The following is a 14369-nucleotide window of genomic DNA, read 5'->3' as shown; positions in this document are numbered from 1 at the left end:
GGACCGGGGAGGAGTGGGGGAGGAGTGGATGGGTGCGTGGCTAAAGGGTGAGGACTGGCTCTTCCTCAGGCGCCTCGACCTCGTCCGCAGCTTCGGCCAGCTCCGGCGTCACCTCTTCGTTCGCCGCCCGTGCCGGGAGGAAGAGGAGGGCGATCGCCGCGCCGACGAGTGTCACGCCCATGCCGATCAGGAGCGTCGTGTCCATGGCGTCGATGAAGGCAGTCCGCGCTGCGTTCACCAGGGCCAGCGCTGCGGCCGGGTCGGGGAGCCGGGCAGCGACCTCCAGCGCGGCGCCGACCGAGTCGCGGGTCACGGCGGCGACCTCTGGCGGCAGGGTGCTGGCCGGGCCGCGCATGCCGTCGCTGTAGTTCGTCGCCAGCAGGCTACCGAGCACCGCCACGCCCAGCGCGCCGCCCACCTGCCGGGTGGTGTCGTTCACCGCCGAGCCGACCCCGGCGTTGTCCTTCGGCACCGCGCCCATGACGGAGTCGGTCGCCGGGGTCATCGCCAGCCCCATCCCGGCGCCGGCTATGATCATGCACGTCGCCACCAGGCCGTAGCCGCTGTCGATAGTCGCGGTCGACATCAGGCCGAGCCCGAGCGCCACGACGGTGAGCCCGGCGGCGACCATGACCTTGGAGCCGAAGCGGGCGGTCAAGCGCGCGCTAAGCGGCGCCGCGATGCCGACCCCAACGGCGATCGGGATCATCCGGACGCCCGTCTCCAGCGTGTCGAACCCGAGCACGAACTGCATGTGCTGGGTTAGGAAGAAGGTCGCGCCGAACAGCCCGAAGAAGACCATTGTGACCGACAGGCTGGCCGCGCTGAAGCGACGGTTCTTGAACAGCGCGGTGTCGAACATTGGGTAGGGCACGCGCCGCTCCCAGAGGACGAAGGCGCCCAGCGTCACTGCGGCCACAGCGAACCAGCCGATGGTCGTGCCGCTGGTCCAGCCCGCCGACGGTGCTTCGATGATCGCGTAGAGCAGGGCGGCCAGCCCGGCGATCGACAGCACCGCGCCCACCGGGTCGAGCGGCAGCGCCTTCTCGTCCCGCGACTCCGGCACCAGGATCGCTGCCGCGATCAGGCTAACGACCACGACCGGGATATTGATCAGGAAGATCGATCCCCATGAGTAGTGCTCCAGCAGCCAGCCGCCGAGCACCGGCCCCAACGGGATCGACAGGCCGTTGACCGCGGCCCAGATGCCGATCGCCTTTGCCCGCTCGGCCGGCGGGAAGACGTTGGTCAGGATCGACAGCGTCGACGGCATAATCAGCGCGCCGCCGATGCCCATCAGCGCCCGCGTGGCGATCAACTGGTTCGCCGTGCCGCTCATCGCGGCCAGCGCCGAGAAGACTCCGAAGACGCCGAGGCCGACCATCAATGCCAGCTTCCGGCCGAAGCGGTCACCCAGCGCCCCTGCCGTCAGCAGCAACCCGGCGAAGACCAGGACGTAGGAGTCGACGATCCACTGCAATTGGCTGGAAGTCGCGTTCAGGTCGCGCACCAGCGTCGGCAGCGCGACGTTCAGGATCATGTTGTCGAGGCTGATGACCGCGAGTGCCAGCGAGAGGACCGCCAGCGTCCACCACCGACGCTCATACGTCCGCTGTGTCAGCTCGCTCATTGTCAGGTTCCCTCCGGTACCTCGCTCCACGTTACCGGCATCAACGGGGCAAACGATACGGGCGGAACCTGCTGCTCTACACTGTCTGGCTCTCCCCGCCAGCCCTGTCTCACCGGACAGGCGGGCAGGTGTCCATTGGCCGAGCTGGACCTGTCGCATGGTAGAGTCAACGGGATGGGTGGACACGGAGCGCCGGCGGACGCCAAGCTGCGTGCTCGAGCCATCCCTGGTATCCTGCGTCGTCGACCCCGCGCAGGGTGCCGGGAATCGCGTGGCTGTCGGGGCGGACGGTGGCCGGCTGGGACCGCTGGCGAGACCACCGGACGATCACTGAGGGTAAGGGAGGCTGCGGTGGCACGCGCCGCGATTCCACATGACTACCATGTCCACACGCTCTTCTCGTTCGACGGCCGCCTGCCGCTGAGCACAGTCTGCGAGGAAGCCATCGCGCGCGGCATCCCGGAGGTGTGCACCACCGACCACGCCGACTTCGTCCCCAGTGACGACGGCTGCGGCTACTTCCAACCCGATGCGTTCTTCGCCGAGCTGGAGCGCTGCCGGGAGCGGTACGACGGCCGGCTGACGCTCCGCGCCGGGGTCGAGATCGGTGAGGCGCACCGCTACCCGGCCGAGGTCGCCCAGCTCCTCAACGGCCACCCCTTCGACTTCGTGATCGGCTCGCTCCACTACGTGGGCGACGAGTTCGTCATGACCCGCCGCTACCTCGAGGACCGCCCCGCCCGGGAGGCGTACACCGCCTACTTCGCCGAGCTGCTGGAACTGGCGAAGACTGGCGACTTCGACGTGCTGGGGCATCTGGACGTCCCGAAGCGCTACGGCGTCGCCGTTCACGGGCCGTTCGACGAGCGGGAGCACGAGGAGGAGATCCGCGCCGTCCTGCGCGCCTGCATCGAGCGCGGCATCGGCATTGAGATCAACACCGGCACGACCCGCCGAGCCGGGGTGCCCTCGCCAGGACCGGAGGCGCTGCGCTGGTACCGCGAGATGGGGGGCGAGATCCTGACCATCGGCTCCGACGGCCACCGTGCCGAGCATATCGGCTACGCCTTGGATGAGGCCGTCGCGCTCGCCCGCGCCGCCGGTTTCACCCACCTCACCACCTTCGAGCGCCGCCAGCCTCGCTTCATCCCCTTGCCGTAGGTGTGAGGTCCGCGCCCGACGGCCGCAGCCAGCGGTCCCTCGCTGGCTGTGGCCGGTGCGTCATCTCCGTGTAAGAGCGGACGATCCGGTGTTGCCAATCCTGTCATCCTGAGCGAAGCGAAGGATCTCGCGTCGGAGCCACCACGTACTAGAGAGATCCTTCGACTCCGCCGTCCGCGGCGGGAGCCGCGGACGGCTCCGCTCAGGATGACATGGTTGCCGTCGTCCACGTAAACGTGGCCTTACAGGATGGCACTCTCAGGTCCGGATCCCCGGCCGCGAGCGCGATTGTCGTCCCTTTCGGTCGGGACCGGCGGTTGCGACCGCCGCGTAGGAGAGCGGCGGCCACAACCGCCGCTCTCCAAAGACGCCCGTGCTCCCGCGTCGTGTCTACCCGAGCGCGACGTCGAGGATCATCATGATGATGAAGCCGACGATGGTGCCGCTGGTAGCCAGGTCGGCGTGGCTGCCGCGCTGTGACTCGGGAATCAGCTCCTCCACCACCACGAAGATCATGGCGCCCGCCGCGAAGGCCAGGGCGTAGGGGAGAATCGGCGTGATCACGATCACCGCCGCGGCCCCGATCGCGGCGGCGATCGGCTCGACGGCGGCCGACAGTTGCCCGTACCAGAAGGCTTTCAGCGGCCGGATCCCCTCCCGGCGCAGGGGCATAGCGACCGCGATGCCTTCCGGCAGGTTCTGCAGTGCGATGCCGATGGTCAGTGCGATGGCGGACGCCAGGGTCGGTCCGACATCTCCGGTGATCATGGCCTCGGCCGCTGCACCGAAGGCGACGCCGACCGCCAGCCCCTCCGGGATGTTGTGCAGCGTGATCGCCAGCACCAGGAGCGTGGTGCGCCGCCAGGTGGTGTGGAAGCCCTCGGCCTTGCTCTCCGGCTGGTCCAGGTGGAGGTGCGGCAAGAGGAAGTCGGCCAGGCGGAGGAAGGCCGCGCCGAGGAGGAAGCCGATCGCCGCCGGCGCCCAACCGGGTCGACCCGTCTCCTCGGCCAGCTCGATCGCGGGCAACAGGAGTGACCACACGCTGGCCGCGATCATGACCCCGGCGGCGAAGCCCAGCATCGCATCGAGCAGCGGCTGGGACATGCGCCGCGTGAAGAAGACGAGGCTGGCGCCGAGCGCGGTGATGAACCAGGTGAGCCCGCCGCCCAGGATCGCCTGGACCACCGCGTTCTGCGCCTGGAACCACTCGGACATCAGTCTGTGTCCCCCGCGTGCTCACGCCGCGCGCGATACACAGCGGCGGGTGGTTCGCACCCGCCGTGTGAACCGCTATCCGACCCGGGCGATGGTCGCGACGTGGTCGTTCTTGTCGACCTCGATCAGTCGCGAGCCCTTGGTCGCCCGGCCCTGGCGCCGCAAGTCCTTCACCGTCACCTGGAGGGCCTGACCCCCGGCCGCACCGAGCACCACGTCGTCGTCCGGGCCGACCAGCGCCGCTCCGGCGATCCGATCGCCCTTCGCCAGGGCGATCGCCGCCACGCCGGACGTCGCCCGGCGCTTGGCCGGGAAGTCCTTGAGCGCCGTCCGCTTGCCCATGCCCTGCGCCGTGACGACCAGCACGTCGCCGTCGCTCTTGGGCGGGATCGCCAACGCGGTCACGACCTCGGCCCCGGCCTTGAGCGCGATGGCGTTCACCCCCTGGCCGTCGCGGCCGGTGGCGCGTACCTCGTCGTCGGCGAAGCGGAGCGCCTGCCCGTTGCTGGCGATCACCAGGTACTCGCCGCCTTTCTCGGCGAGCGTCGCGGCGACGACACGGTCGTCGCCCAGCAGGCGCAGGTCGTTGAGCCCGGCGCTGGTGATGGTCCGGTACTCAGCGAGCGATGTCTTCTTCACCTTGCCGTTTGCGGTGAACCAGACCACGTAGCGATCCTCGGTGAGCTCGTCCACCGGGAGGATCGTCGCGAGTGCCTCGTCCGGCTTGAGGCCGAAGACCTTCTGCGCCGGCTCACCACTCGATGCCCGCGTGCCCGCCGGCACCTCGTGCCCGCGGCTGAGGTAGACCCGCCCGCCGCGCGTCAGCACCAGCAGGTAGTCGAGCGTCGAGGCCGGGACGATGGCGGCCAGCCCCTCGCCCTTCGCCGTCCGTCCGGCGCGCGCCCGCTTGAACGCGTTCTCCGGCAGCGCCTTGACCCGCCCGCTCTGGCTGGCGACGATCAGGATCGGCCGCTCCTCGATCAGGCTGGCGACGGAGGCGATCTCCTCCTGTCCCTCGCGGTCGATGCGGGTGCGGCGGTCGTCGCCGTGCTCCTGGGCGATGGCGGTCAACTCCTCCTTGAGCAGCGCCACCTTCTTCGCCTCGCTGGCCAGCAGCGCCTGGAGCTCCTTGATGCGCTTGGTGAGCTCCTTCTTCTCCTCGGCGTACTTGGCCGCGTCGAGCCGGGTGACCTGCGCCAGCGTCATGTTCGCGATCACGTCCGCCTGGATGTCGGTCAGGTTGTACTTGACCTTGATCTTTTCCTTGGCGACGTTCCGGTCGCGCGCCTGCTGGAAGATCCGAACGATCTCGTCGGCGTGCGCGGCGCCGATGATCAGCCCCTCGACGACGTGCAGCCGCTCCTGCGCCTTGCGGAGTTGATACTCGGCCCGCCGGGTGATGACGTCGATCTGGTGGCGGTTCCAGTAGCGCAGCAGGTCGAGCATGCCGGTGCGCCGCGGCTGGCGGGCCGGCTGGCCCGGATCGCCGAAGAGGAAGACCATGTTGACGTTGACGGCCGTCTCCAGGTCGGTGAAGCGGTAGAGCTGGTTGAGTACGACCTCCGGGGTCGCGCTCCGCTCCAACTCGATGACGATGCGCGTGCCCTTCTCGTCGTCCGACTCGTTGCGCACGTCGATCACGCCGGTCACCTTGCCGTCGTTGACGGCGTTGATGATCGAGCGGACCAGCCGCGACCGGGAGATGGGCGGGATCTCGGTCACGACCAGATTCCGCTGGCGCAGCTCCTCCTCCAGGCGCACCTCGCCCCGGATGACCAGTCGCCCCTTGCCGCTCTCGAGGTAGGCGCGAATGCCGTCGGTGCCGATGATCCGGCCGCCGGTCGGGAAGTCGGGTCCCGGGAGGATCTTCATCAACTCATCGACGGTCATCTCCGGGTTGTCGAGCAGCGCGATCGCGGCGCGGATTGCCTCCCGCAAGTTGTGCGGCGGGATGTCGGTGGAGAGGCCGACCGCGATGCCGGAAGAGGGATTGCAGATCGGCGGGATGCGCGCCGGCAGGTAGACCGGCTGCACCACGTTCGGCATCTGAAGATAGGTCTGCTCGAAGGGGACCGTCTCCTGCTCGATGTCGCGCAGCAGCAGCTCACCGACCGGCGAGAGACGCATCTCGGTGTAGCGGTAGGCCGCGGCGGCGTCGCCGTCGATCGAGCCGAAGTTGCCTTGCCCCTCGATCAGCGGGTAGCGCATGGTGAAGTCCTGTGCCATGCGCACGGCTGCATCGTAGACGGCGCTGTCGCCGTGGGGGTGGTACGACTTCAGCACGTCACCCACGACCGACGCGCTCTTGACGGTCGGGCGGTTGGAGCGGTGCCCGTTCTCGTACATGCACCAGAGGATGCGCCGCTGCACCGGCTTGAGCCCGTCGCGGGCGTCCGGCAGGGCGCGGCTGGTGACGACCGCCAGGGCGTACTGGACGAAGGCGTCCTCGAACAGGGTCGAGAACTCTTCGGTCTCGATCGTCTCCTCATGCCCGTTGGTGTAGACAGTCGTTGCCATTCGGTCGTGTCCTTCGGTCGTACGGTCGATGTCGCTCACGTGGTTCGGCTCCTGGCCGGTGCCCCGGCAGATCGCGCGTGCGCCGGGCCGCGGGCGGCTGCCGGGGACTCATCCGGTCCCGCGGTGCCCCTCGGCCAGCCGATCGAGCCGCGTGAGGGGCCGGCGCCGCAATCGGTGTTCAGGTTCGTCGCCCGCGGCGACAGGGGCCAGTGCCGCGTTTGAGACCCGCATATGGCGCATCTGCCGGGTGGCCAACGGATCCGGCGCCGTGGCGCGTGCCCGGGGCTAAAGCCGCCGGGCTGACAAGGCGAAGCCCACTGAAGGGGCTGGGGTTACCGGTGTCCGCCACTGGCGTTGAGGATCTGTGGTCCTGGTAGCTCCTCGATAGCGGGCCACAGCGTTCCCTCTGCGTGATGGCGGCGTTGATCCACGATGTACGAGACGACACGCGGGAGGTGCCGCTCCGCGAACGAATCGACGCTGTATTCGGCCTGCCACCCGAACCCGTCACCGAACTCCTCGTTGATCATCCGCGAACTCGCTCCCTTGATCCGCTGGATTGCCGTGGCTACCGGCAGGGTCGGCGGAATCGAAACCGCGAGGTGAACGTGATCGTCAGTGCCGCCGACTGCGTGAACCATAATCCCGTGACGCTCGGCCGCCTCCCGCAATCGTGCGTGCACGCGCGCTTCCCACTCGGGCGTGATGAACGGCTGGCGATCCCTGGTGGTCCAGACGAGGTGATAGAACAAACGCCAGCGCGACACTACCTAGTCCCTTTCGCGATCAGCGATGCTTGCCCCGTCGGCCACGGCGCGAAGCGCGCGAACCCCAGCCCCTTCAGTGGGCTTCGCCGTGTCAGCCCGGCGGCTTTAGCCCCGGGCACATGCCACCGCTTCAGACCCGTCGCCACCCGCGCTGGTAAGAGATCGCGGACCCGCACCTCTCCCACCGCGCCTACACATCAATCTCCTGGTACTTCCGTGCGCGCTGCGCCAGGAAGGTGCGGCGCCCCTCGGCGTTGGTGTCCTCCATCAGTTCGTAGACCATGCGCTCGGCCAGGGCGGCGTCCTCCAGCGTGACCCGGCGCAGGCGGCGGCGCTCCGGGTCCATCGTCGTCTCGCGCAGCTCCCGGGGGTTCATCTCGCCCAGGCCCTTGTAGCGCTTGAGCTCGAATGGACCCTTGCGGCCCTTCATCCACTCGCGCAGCGCCTCGTCGTCGCGCAGCCAGGTCACCTTGCCGTTCTGGCGCACCGAGTAGAGCGGCGGCGCCGCCAGATAGATGTGCCCGCGCTCGATCAACTGCGGCAGTTCCTGGAGGAAGAGCGTCAGCAGCAGCGCCTGGATGTGCATGCCGTCCACGTCGGCATCGGTCATGATGATGATCTTGTGGAACCGCAGCCGGGAGATGTCGAACGCCTGCCGCGAGCCGGTGCCGATCACCTGCAAGAGGGTCCGGATCTCCTCGTTCTTGGCGACCCGCTCGATGTTGGCGCGCGCCACGTTCAGCGGCTTGCCGCTGAGCTTCAGTATCGCCTGGAAATCGGAGAAGCGCCCCTGGCTGGCCGAGCCGCCCGCGCTGTCACCCTCGACGAGGTACAGCTCTGCGCGCTCCGGGTCCTTGGTGTTGCACGGGATGAACTTGTCGGAGATCGTCGCGTCCAGCAGCGCGCCGTTGCGACGGCTCTTGCCGGTCATGACGAGGCGGGCCGCCGCCTTGGCCGCGTCGCGTGCCTTGCGCCGCTGCTCCAGCGTACGCACCCACTCCCGCGCCGCGGATTCGTTCGCCTCCATCCAGCGGGTCAGCGCGTCGCCCACGACCGAGCGGACGATCCCGTCGACTCCGCTGTTGGTCAGCCGGTTCTTCGTCTGCCCCTCGAACTGCGGGTTGGTCAGCTTGACGGAGACGATCGCGACCAGGCCCTCGCGGATCAGGTCGGCGTCGAATTCCCGCTTCTTGGTGACGCCAAGCCGGATCGCCTGGTCGTTGAGCACCTTGGTCAGCGCCGCCTGGAAGCCGCTCTCGTGCGTGCCGCCCTCGACGGTGCGCACACCGTTGGCGAAGGAGACCACCCGAGTGCGCTCGCCCCGGTTCGGCTGCACTGCCACCTCGATCACGACGTCATCGCGCGTCTCGGCGATGGCCACGACCTCCTTGAAGAGCGGCTGGCTCTCCTTGTCGCGCGGGCGGAGTTCCTCGACGTAATCGACGAGGCCCCGCTCGGAGTGGAAGGTCTGCTCGACCATCTCCCCGGCGTCATCGTCCCAGATACGCAGGTGGTAGGCGATGCCGCGGTTGAGGTAGGCGGCGGCGCGCAGGCGGCTCTCGACTACGTCCCGCTGGTAGCCCACGGCCGGGTCGGCGAAGATCTCGCGGTCGAACAGCCAGCGGAGCTGGGTGCCGGTGCGTTTCGGGTCGCAGGGGGTGATGGTGTGCTTGCCCGGCACGCCGCGGGTGAAGGTCTGGAAGAACTGCTGGCCGTCGCGCCAGATGGTGAGCTCCAGCCGCTCCGACAGCGCGTTGATGACGGTGGCACCGACGCCGTGCAAGCCGCCAGCGGTCTTGTACGCCCCCTGGTCGAACTTGCCGCCGGAGTGGGGCACGGTCATGATCACCGTGGCCGTCGGGAGCGTCTTGCCGTTGACCTCCTTCAGGTCGAACGGCATGCCGCGCGCCTCGTCCCGCACCGTGACCCAGCCGTCCCGGTCGATCTCGACCCAGATGTTCTTGCCGTACCCGGCGATGGCCTCGTCGGTGGCGTTGTCGAGCGCCTCCCAGATCAGGTGGTGCAGCCCAGTCGTGCCGGTGGAGCCGATGTACATGCCGGGGCGGGTGCGGATCGCCTCGATTCCTTCCAGCACGCGGATATCCGCGCCGGTGTAGCCACGCTCGGCGCGCTCCTCACGCTCCGCCACTGCGGCGGGCGCCGCGGCCTGCGCCGTCCCCGCGCGTGTGCGTCGTGTCGTCTTCGCCTCAGCCATATCCGCTCCCCGGCCTGTCTCTGCGTTTTTGGTCCGTGGCAATGATGAGCCCCCTACGGTTGCGCTGAATCAGAACTGATGTTCGATTCCGTGACAATTATAGCGTATCGATGCAAGCCCTGCCAACCCCAATTGCGCGAACGTACGCACTATTCTACGCCATAGGTGTGACTGGCAGGCGAGATGGGCCCCGCCTTTCCCGCTGGGGTGGGGCCTGCTAGCATGTTCCAGGAGCCGACGACGGCTCGGAGAGGAGCGCGCAAACGTATGACCTATGAGGAAGCGGTCGATCTCAGCCGCTACCAGGACCCCGCGACGATCGACGAGATCCTGCGCACGGCGCGCACGATCGCGATCGTCGGGCTCTCGTCAAAGCCGAACCGGCCGAGCTACGGCGTGGCCGCCTACCTGCAGCGCCAGGGCTACCGGATCATCCCCGTGAACCCGGCCGAGCAGGAGGTGCTGGGTGAGCGGGCCTATCCCTCGCTGTTGGATGTCCCGGAGCCGATCGACGTGGTCGACGTCTTCCGCCGTCCAGAGGTGACGCCGGACATCGCCCGCGACGCCGTCGCCGTCGGAGCCAAAGTGTTCTGGCTCCAGCTCGACATCATCAACCCCGAGGCGATCGCCATCGCCGAGCAGGGTGGCCTGACCGTCATCGTCGACCGCTGCACCGCGATCGAGCACCAGCGTTGGAAGCGCGGGACGTAGCTGGGGCTGCGCATTAGCTGCCACTCGTAGCGACGCATTTGTCCATCGCGCGAGCGCCGGATGACCACCAGCGACGATAGAACGCAAACCGTGACGGCGCGTGCGGAGTCGTTTCGCAAGAACAGTAAAATGGCCGTTGAACGTTGCCGGTAGCGAGGGGCTTGAAAGCCGGATGGACAGCACCGAGCGAGTCGTGACGCTGGAGGAGCTGCGGGCGCGGCGAGCCGAGATCCTGCGGATCGCCGCGCGGCATGGCGCGTATGACGTCCGCGTCTTCGGCTCGGTCGCGCGTGGAGAAGCCGGTCCCGACAGCGACATCGACTTCCTGGTCAAGTTCGAGCCGGGCCGCTCCGTGTTGGACCTGAGCGAGCTCATCCTTGATCTTCAGGAGGCCCTCGGCCGCGACGTTGACGTCTACAAGATCCGCCGTCCCTCCGAACTCGCCGAGCGCATCGAACGCGAGGCGGTGGCGCTGTGAGCGACGCGCGGGACCTTCGCTACCTGATCTACATTCGGGAATCGATAGCGCTGATCCAGTCGCGAACACGTGCCGGTCGTGAAGCGTTCATGCACGATGTCGATGTGCAAGACTCCGTCTTGTGGCGATTACAGACACTTGCTGAGGCGACGGGAAAGCTGTCCGCGGCGCTGAAGGCCCGCCTCTCCGAGATCCGCTGGCGGGCCGTTTATGGTTTTCGAAATGTCGCTGCGCATGCCTACCTAGATCTCCGGCTTGACGAGGTCTCGGAGATCATTGAAGAGCATTTGCCCGCGCTCCAGTGCGTGGTGGAATCGGAACTGGCCGCGCAGAGCACCGATCCGTCCTGAGTCGGTCAGAGACCCAGGCGGTCGTAGGCGGTCAGCATCGAATTCCCAGTCGGCTCAGCGAGCTTGACGAGCTAATCGGGTCTACGCGGTCGGCTCGTGCCCGGGGCTGAAGAGGGGAAAGCCCACTGAACGGGCTGCGATGTTCACCCGCAGGCTGGTCCGATCCGGCAACCAACTGGGCGCCGCGTCTCCGGCCCCTTCAGTGGGCTTTTCGTTGTCAGCCCCGCTGCGCCAGCCGCTAGCCCTGCTCCTCCGGCAGCAGATACTCCGGCACCGGCTCGGGTGGGAGGGCGGCGACGCGCTCGGGGAAGGTGGCGATGAGCGCGCGGACGCGCTCGACCGGCTTGGGGCTGCGGGCCAGCCGGGCGGCTTCGCGGGCGGTCGCGCTCTGCTGGGTGACCTCGACCAGGAAGCCGCCGCCCAGTGCCGAGGTGTAGATCGCCTCGCCCTCGCCGGTGAGCTCGGCCGCCACGTTCCGCCAGCGGGGATGACCCTGCGGCGCGGTGGCGGTCATCCACCAGGTGAGGACGATCGTGCCGTCCGGCTCGACGTGCCCTTCGAGGGTAACGCCCTGCCCGGCGTCCAGCATCAGCCGGTCGCCTTCGACCGTCGCGCCGGCGCCGATTTCCCGCGCAAGATCGCCGAGGATTTCCCGGCGCATCGCGACCGTGAGCGTCTGACGCCGCTCCGTCACCACCGGCGCCTCAGCGCCCGCATCCCCTGCGGGCGTCGCGCCGCTCCCCTGCACTCCCGCTGTCATCTTCCTGCTCCATCCGCTCTCCGCACCGACGGGCGTCTCTCAGGATGCCCGATTCTACACGTTCTCCAGGCTCGTGCTCCGAGTTGGCGCCTACTGTGCTACGATGCCGCCACGGTAGCAAGGCGGGGTTGCCCCCGACAAGCTGGATACGAGGGAGCACGGTACCGATGAGTGAGCGGACGGCACGCTACCCCGGCGTCTACGCGGCAATGGCGACGCCGCTGACGCCGGACGGGCAGGTGGACCGCGACGGTGTGGGCCGCCTGGTGACCGCCCTGCTCGATGCCGGGATCGATGGGCTGTCGATCCTGGGGTCGACGGGCGAGTGCAACGGCCTGACCCGCGCGCAGCGGCAGGAGGTGCTGGCCACGGTGATGGAGGCGGCAGGAGGCCGCGGGACCATCTTTACCGGTGCGGCCGGCACGGTGGTGGACGACATCGTGGCCGACCTGAAGGCCACGGAGGGCAGCGGCGCGGTCGGCGCACTGGTGCCGCCCCCGTTCTACTTCCCGCTCAACACCGCCGCGGTGATCGACTACTTCCAGTACGTCGCCGAAGCGAGCCCAATCCCGATCATCCTCTACAACATCCCGCGGCTCACCAAGGTGCCGATCGCGGTGGATGCGGTCGCGCGGCTGGCCGAGCACCCGAACATCATCGGCATCAAGGACAGCAGCGGTGATTTCGGCTACTTCACCGCGGTGGTCCGGGCGGTGGCGAACCACCCCGACTTCACGGTGCTGACCGGCTCCGACAACCTCCTGGCCAGCGCGTTGTTCGCGGGCGGCGATGGGATCATCGGCGCCACGGTGAACGTCGTGCCGGAGGCCGAGGCGGGGATCTTCAAGGCGATGCGCGAGGGGGACTTCGCCACCGCGCACTCGCTGCAGGGGCTGGTCGCGGCCGTCACCGATGCCTGCCGCATCGGGGTTTTCCCGGCTGCGTACAAGGCCGCGCTCGCGCTGAAGGGCATCTGTGGCCCGCATATGACCCGGCCAATTCCCGCGCTCACGGCCGAGGAGACGGCGGAGTTGCGCAGCCGGCTGGTGGCGCTGGGAGTGATTGAGTAGCCGCCCTTACCCCTTCCCCCTCTCCCAACGTTGGGAGAGGGGCCGGGGGTGAGGGCTCACGCAACATGAAAGGAGACCCGATGTCTCTTTCCGAGTGCGACCGTTATCTGGAGGAGCGCGAGCAGGAGCACCTGGAAGCGATCCAGGAGTTCCTGCGGATCCCGAGTGTCAGCGCTCTCCCGGAGCACCAGGGCGACGTGCGGCGTGCCGCCGAGTGGCTGGCGGACTACCTGCGCCGCATCGGCGTGCCGGAGGTGGAGTTGCTGCCGACCGAGCGGAACCCGGTCGTCTTCGGCGCCTGGCACGTCGATGACGCCCAGCCGACCGCGATGATCTACGGCCACTACGACGTCCAGCCGCCCGACCCGCTCGACCTCTGGACCTCGCCGCCGTTCGAGCCGCAGTTGCGCGACGGCAAGCTCTACGCCCGTGGCGCCTCGGACGACAAGGGCAACGTCATGGTGGCGCTGCAGGGTGTGGAGGCGCTGGTGCGCACCCAGGGCCGCCCGCCGATCAACCTGAAATTCTTCTTCGAGGGCGAGGAGGAGATCGGCAGCCCCAGCCTGCCCGCCTTCATGCCCAACCACCGCGAGAAGCTCGCCTGCGACTTCATCATCAGCGCCGACGGTGGGCAGCCCTCGCTCGATCAGCCGGGGGTGACGCTCACCGCCAAGGGGATCGCGGCTTGCCAGGTGAATGTGCGCACCGCCGCCACGGACCTGCACTCCGGGATGTTCGGCGCCGCCGTGCCCAACGCCGCGCAGGTCACCGCCCATCTGGCCGCGTCGTTCCACACGCCCGACGGGCGCGTCGCGGTTGAGGGCTTCTACGACCGGGTGCGGGAGTTGAGCGAGGAGGAGCGTGCGGAGTTGGCGGCCGCGCAGGCGAGCGCCGGCCCCTACTGGGAGAAGGTGGGCGCGCCCGCCCTCTGGGGTGAGCCCGGCTACAGCCCGGGTGAGCGCGTGGCGGCCCGCCCCACGCTCGACATCAACGGCATCTGGAGCGGCTTCCAGGGCGCGGGCGTCAAGACGGTCACCCCGGCCGAGGGCCATTTCAAGATCACCTGCCGCCTGGTCGCCGATCAGAACCCGGAGGAGATCCTGACGCTGATCGAGCGGCACGTCGAGAAGCACTGCCCGCCCTGGGCCACGGCGACCGTCGAGCGCTTCCCCGGTTCCGCCCGCCCGTTCGGCATCCGCCGGGATCACCCGGCGCTCAAGACGGCGATGGGGGTGCTGGAGCAGATCTTCGGCAAGCCGCCGGTCGTCGCCCGCCAGGGCGGGACGATCCCGGTCGCCGAGATCTTCCAGCGCGAGCTGGGCGCCGACATGGTCTTCTTCGCCTTCGGCACGCCGGACGGCAACGTCCACGCGCCAAACGAGTCGATGCGGCTGGAGAGCATGCGCCGCGGCCGCCGCGCCTACTGCGCTTACCTGACCGCGCTCGCCAAGTAGCAGCGCGTTCCTCGCGGTCGAGACGGTCCGTGGACCGTCTC

12 protein-coding genes are annotated in these 14369 nt (G+C 68.6%); 6 read left to right on the top strand and 6 right to left on the bottom strand.

Annotation, left to right across the window (positions count from 1 at the left end; translation table 11 throughout):
- Window positions 1-40 precede the first annotated feature (40 nt).
- Window positions 41-1630 (bottom strand): MFS transporter, encoded by a 1590-nt coding sequence (locus tag IRZ30_RS10570; RefSeq protein WP_294085036.1) that lies wholly within the window; start codon window positions 1628-1630, stop codon window positions 41-43.
- Window positions 1631-1981: 351 nt separating this feature from the next.
- Between IRZ30_RS10570 and IRZ30_RS10565 the strand changes: the two genes are divergently transcribed.
- Complete coding sequence (locus IRZ30_RS10565) at window positions 1982-2791, top strand: histidinol-phosphatase HisJ family protein (protein WP_294085034.1); 810 nt, start codon at window positions 1982-1984, stop codon at window positions 2789-2791.
- A 390-nt stretch (window positions 2792-3181) separates the two neighbouring features.
- Here IRZ30_RS10565 and IRZ30_RS10560 read toward each other — a convergent pair whose 3' ends face one another.
- From IRZ30_RS10560 to IRZ30_RS10545, 4 genes are all read right to left on the bottom strand, one after another.
- Window positions 3182-4006: a ZIP family metal transporter gene (locus IRZ30_RS10560; RefSeq protein WP_294085032.1), complete on the bottom strand. Its 825-nt coding sequence runs from the start codon at window positions 4004-4006 to the stop codon at window positions 3182-3184.
- A 75-nt stretch (window positions 4007-4081) separates the two neighbouring features.
- Window positions 4082-6523, bottom strand: a complete 2442-nt coding sequence (locus tag IRZ30_RS10555) for a DNA topoisomerase (ATP-hydrolyzing) subunit A (protein ID WP_294085030.1) — start codon at window positions 6521-6523, stop codon at window positions 4082-4084.
- 332 nt (window positions 6524-6855) lie between these two features.
- Complete coding sequence (gene tnpA, locus IRZ30_RS10550) at window positions 6856-7290, bottom strand: IS200/IS605 family transposase (protein WP_294085029.1); 435 nt, start codon at window positions 7288-7290, stop codon at window positions 6856-6858.
- A 190-nt stretch (window positions 7291-7480) separates the two neighbouring features.
- Window positions 7481-9505 (bottom strand): type IIA DNA topoisomerase subunit B, encoded by a 2025-nt coding sequence (locus tag IRZ30_RS10545; protein ID WP_294085028.1) that lies wholly within the window; start codon window positions 9503-9505, stop codon window positions 7481-7483.
- 267 nt (window positions 9506-9772) lie between these two features.
- On the opposite strand from IRZ30_RS10545, the gene IRZ30_RS10540 reads away from it, so the two are divergent.
- The 3 genes from IRZ30_RS10540 (at window position 9773) to IRZ30_RS10530 (ending at window position 11044) form a co-directional block, all read left to right on the top strand.
- Entirely contained in the window at window positions 9773-10216 is a 444-nt protein-coding gene (locus IRZ30_RS10540) for a CoA-binding protein (protein ID WP_294085026.1), read from the top strand.
- Window positions 10217-10388: 172 nt separating this feature from the next.
- Window positions 10389-10694: a nucleotidyltransferase family protein gene (locus IRZ30_RS10535; protein WP_294085025.1), complete on the top strand. Its 306-nt coding sequence runs from the start codon at window positions 10389-10391 to the stop codon at window positions 10692-10694.
- A complete protein-coding gene (locus IRZ30_RS10530; protein WP_294085024.1) occupies window positions 10691-11044 on the top strand; it encodes a HepT-like ribonuclease domain-containing protein in 354 nt (117 codons plus the stop codon). Before IRZ30_RS10535 ends, IRZ30_RS10530 begins: the two co-directional genes overlap by 4 nt.
- A 238-nt stretch (window positions 11045-11282) precedes the next feature.
- Here the strand turns inward: IRZ30_RS10530 and IRZ30_RS10525 are convergent, their stop codons facing one another.
- Window positions 11283-11804 (bottom strand): hypothetical protein, encoded by a 522-nt coding sequence (locus tag IRZ30_RS10525; RefSeq protein WP_294085022.1) that lies wholly within the window; start codon window positions 11802-11804, stop codon window positions 11283-11285.
- 167 nt (window positions 11805-11971) lie between these two features.
- Here IRZ30_RS10525 and IRZ30_RS10520 point away from each other — a divergent pair, with 167 nt between their 5' ends.
- Window positions 11972-12874: a dihydrodipicolinate synthase family protein gene (locus tag IRZ30_RS10520; protein WP_294085020.1), complete on the top strand. Its 903-nt coding sequence runs from the start codon at window positions 11972-11974 to the stop codon at window positions 12872-12874.
- Between the two features lie 80 nt (window positions 12875-12954).
- Window positions 12955-14328, top strand: coding sequence for a dipeptidase (locus tag IRZ30_RS10515; protein ID WP_294085018.1), 1374 nt, complete (start codon window positions 12955-12957; stop codon window positions 14326-14328).
- Window positions 14329-14369 lie beyond the last annotated feature (41 nt).

The sequence above is a fragment of the Sphaerobacter sp. genome (assembly GCF_019683595.1).
Lineage (GTDB): Bacteria > Chloroflexota > Chloroflexia > Thermomicrobiales > Thermomicrobiaceae > Sphaerobacter.
This window is presented reverse-complemented; position numbering and strand designations above follow the sequence as displayed.

What these genes read in the sequence shown, in the direction of transcription:
- IRZ30_RS10570 (WP_294085036.1), bottom strand. Translation starts at nt 1,630, where the DNA reads ATGAGCGAGCTGACACAGCGGACGTATGAGCGTCGGTGGTGGACGCTG.
- IRZ30_RS10560 (WP_294085032.1), bottom strand. Translation starts at nt 4,006, where the DNA reads ATGTCCGAGTGGTTCCAGGCGCAGAACGCGGTGGTCCAGGCGATCCTG.
- IRZ30_RS10555 (WP_294085030.1), bottom strand. Translation starts at nt 6,523, where the DNA reads ATGGCAACGACTGTCTACACCAACGGGCATGAGGAGACGATCGAGACC.
- IRZ30_RS10545 (WP_294085028.1), bottom strand. Translation starts at nt 9,505, where the DNA reads ATGGCTGAGGCGAAGACGACACGACGCACACGCGCGGGGACGGCGCAG.
- IRZ30_RS10540 (WP_294085026.1), top strand. Translation starts at nt 9,773, where the DNA reads ATGACCTATGAGGAAGCGGTCGATCTCAGCCGCTACCAGGACCCCGCG.
- IRZ30_RS10535 (WP_294085025.1), top strand. Translation starts at nt 10,389, where the DNA reads ATGGACAGCACCGAGCGAGTCGTGACGCTGGAGGAGCTGCGGGCGCGG.
- IRZ30_RS10525 (WP_294085022.1), bottom strand. Translation starts at nt 11,804, where the DNA reads ATGACAGCGGGAGTGCAGGGGAGCGGCGCGACGCCCGCAGGGGATGCG.
- IRZ30_RS10520 (WP_294085020.1), top strand. Translation starts at nt 11,972, where the DNA reads ATGAGTGAGCGGACGGCACGCTACCCCGGCGTCTACGCGGCAATGGCG.
- IRZ30_RS10515 (WP_294085018.1), top strand. Translation starts at nt 12,955, where the DNA reads ATGTCTCTTTCCGAGTGCGACCGTTATCTGGAGGAGCGCGAGCAGGAG.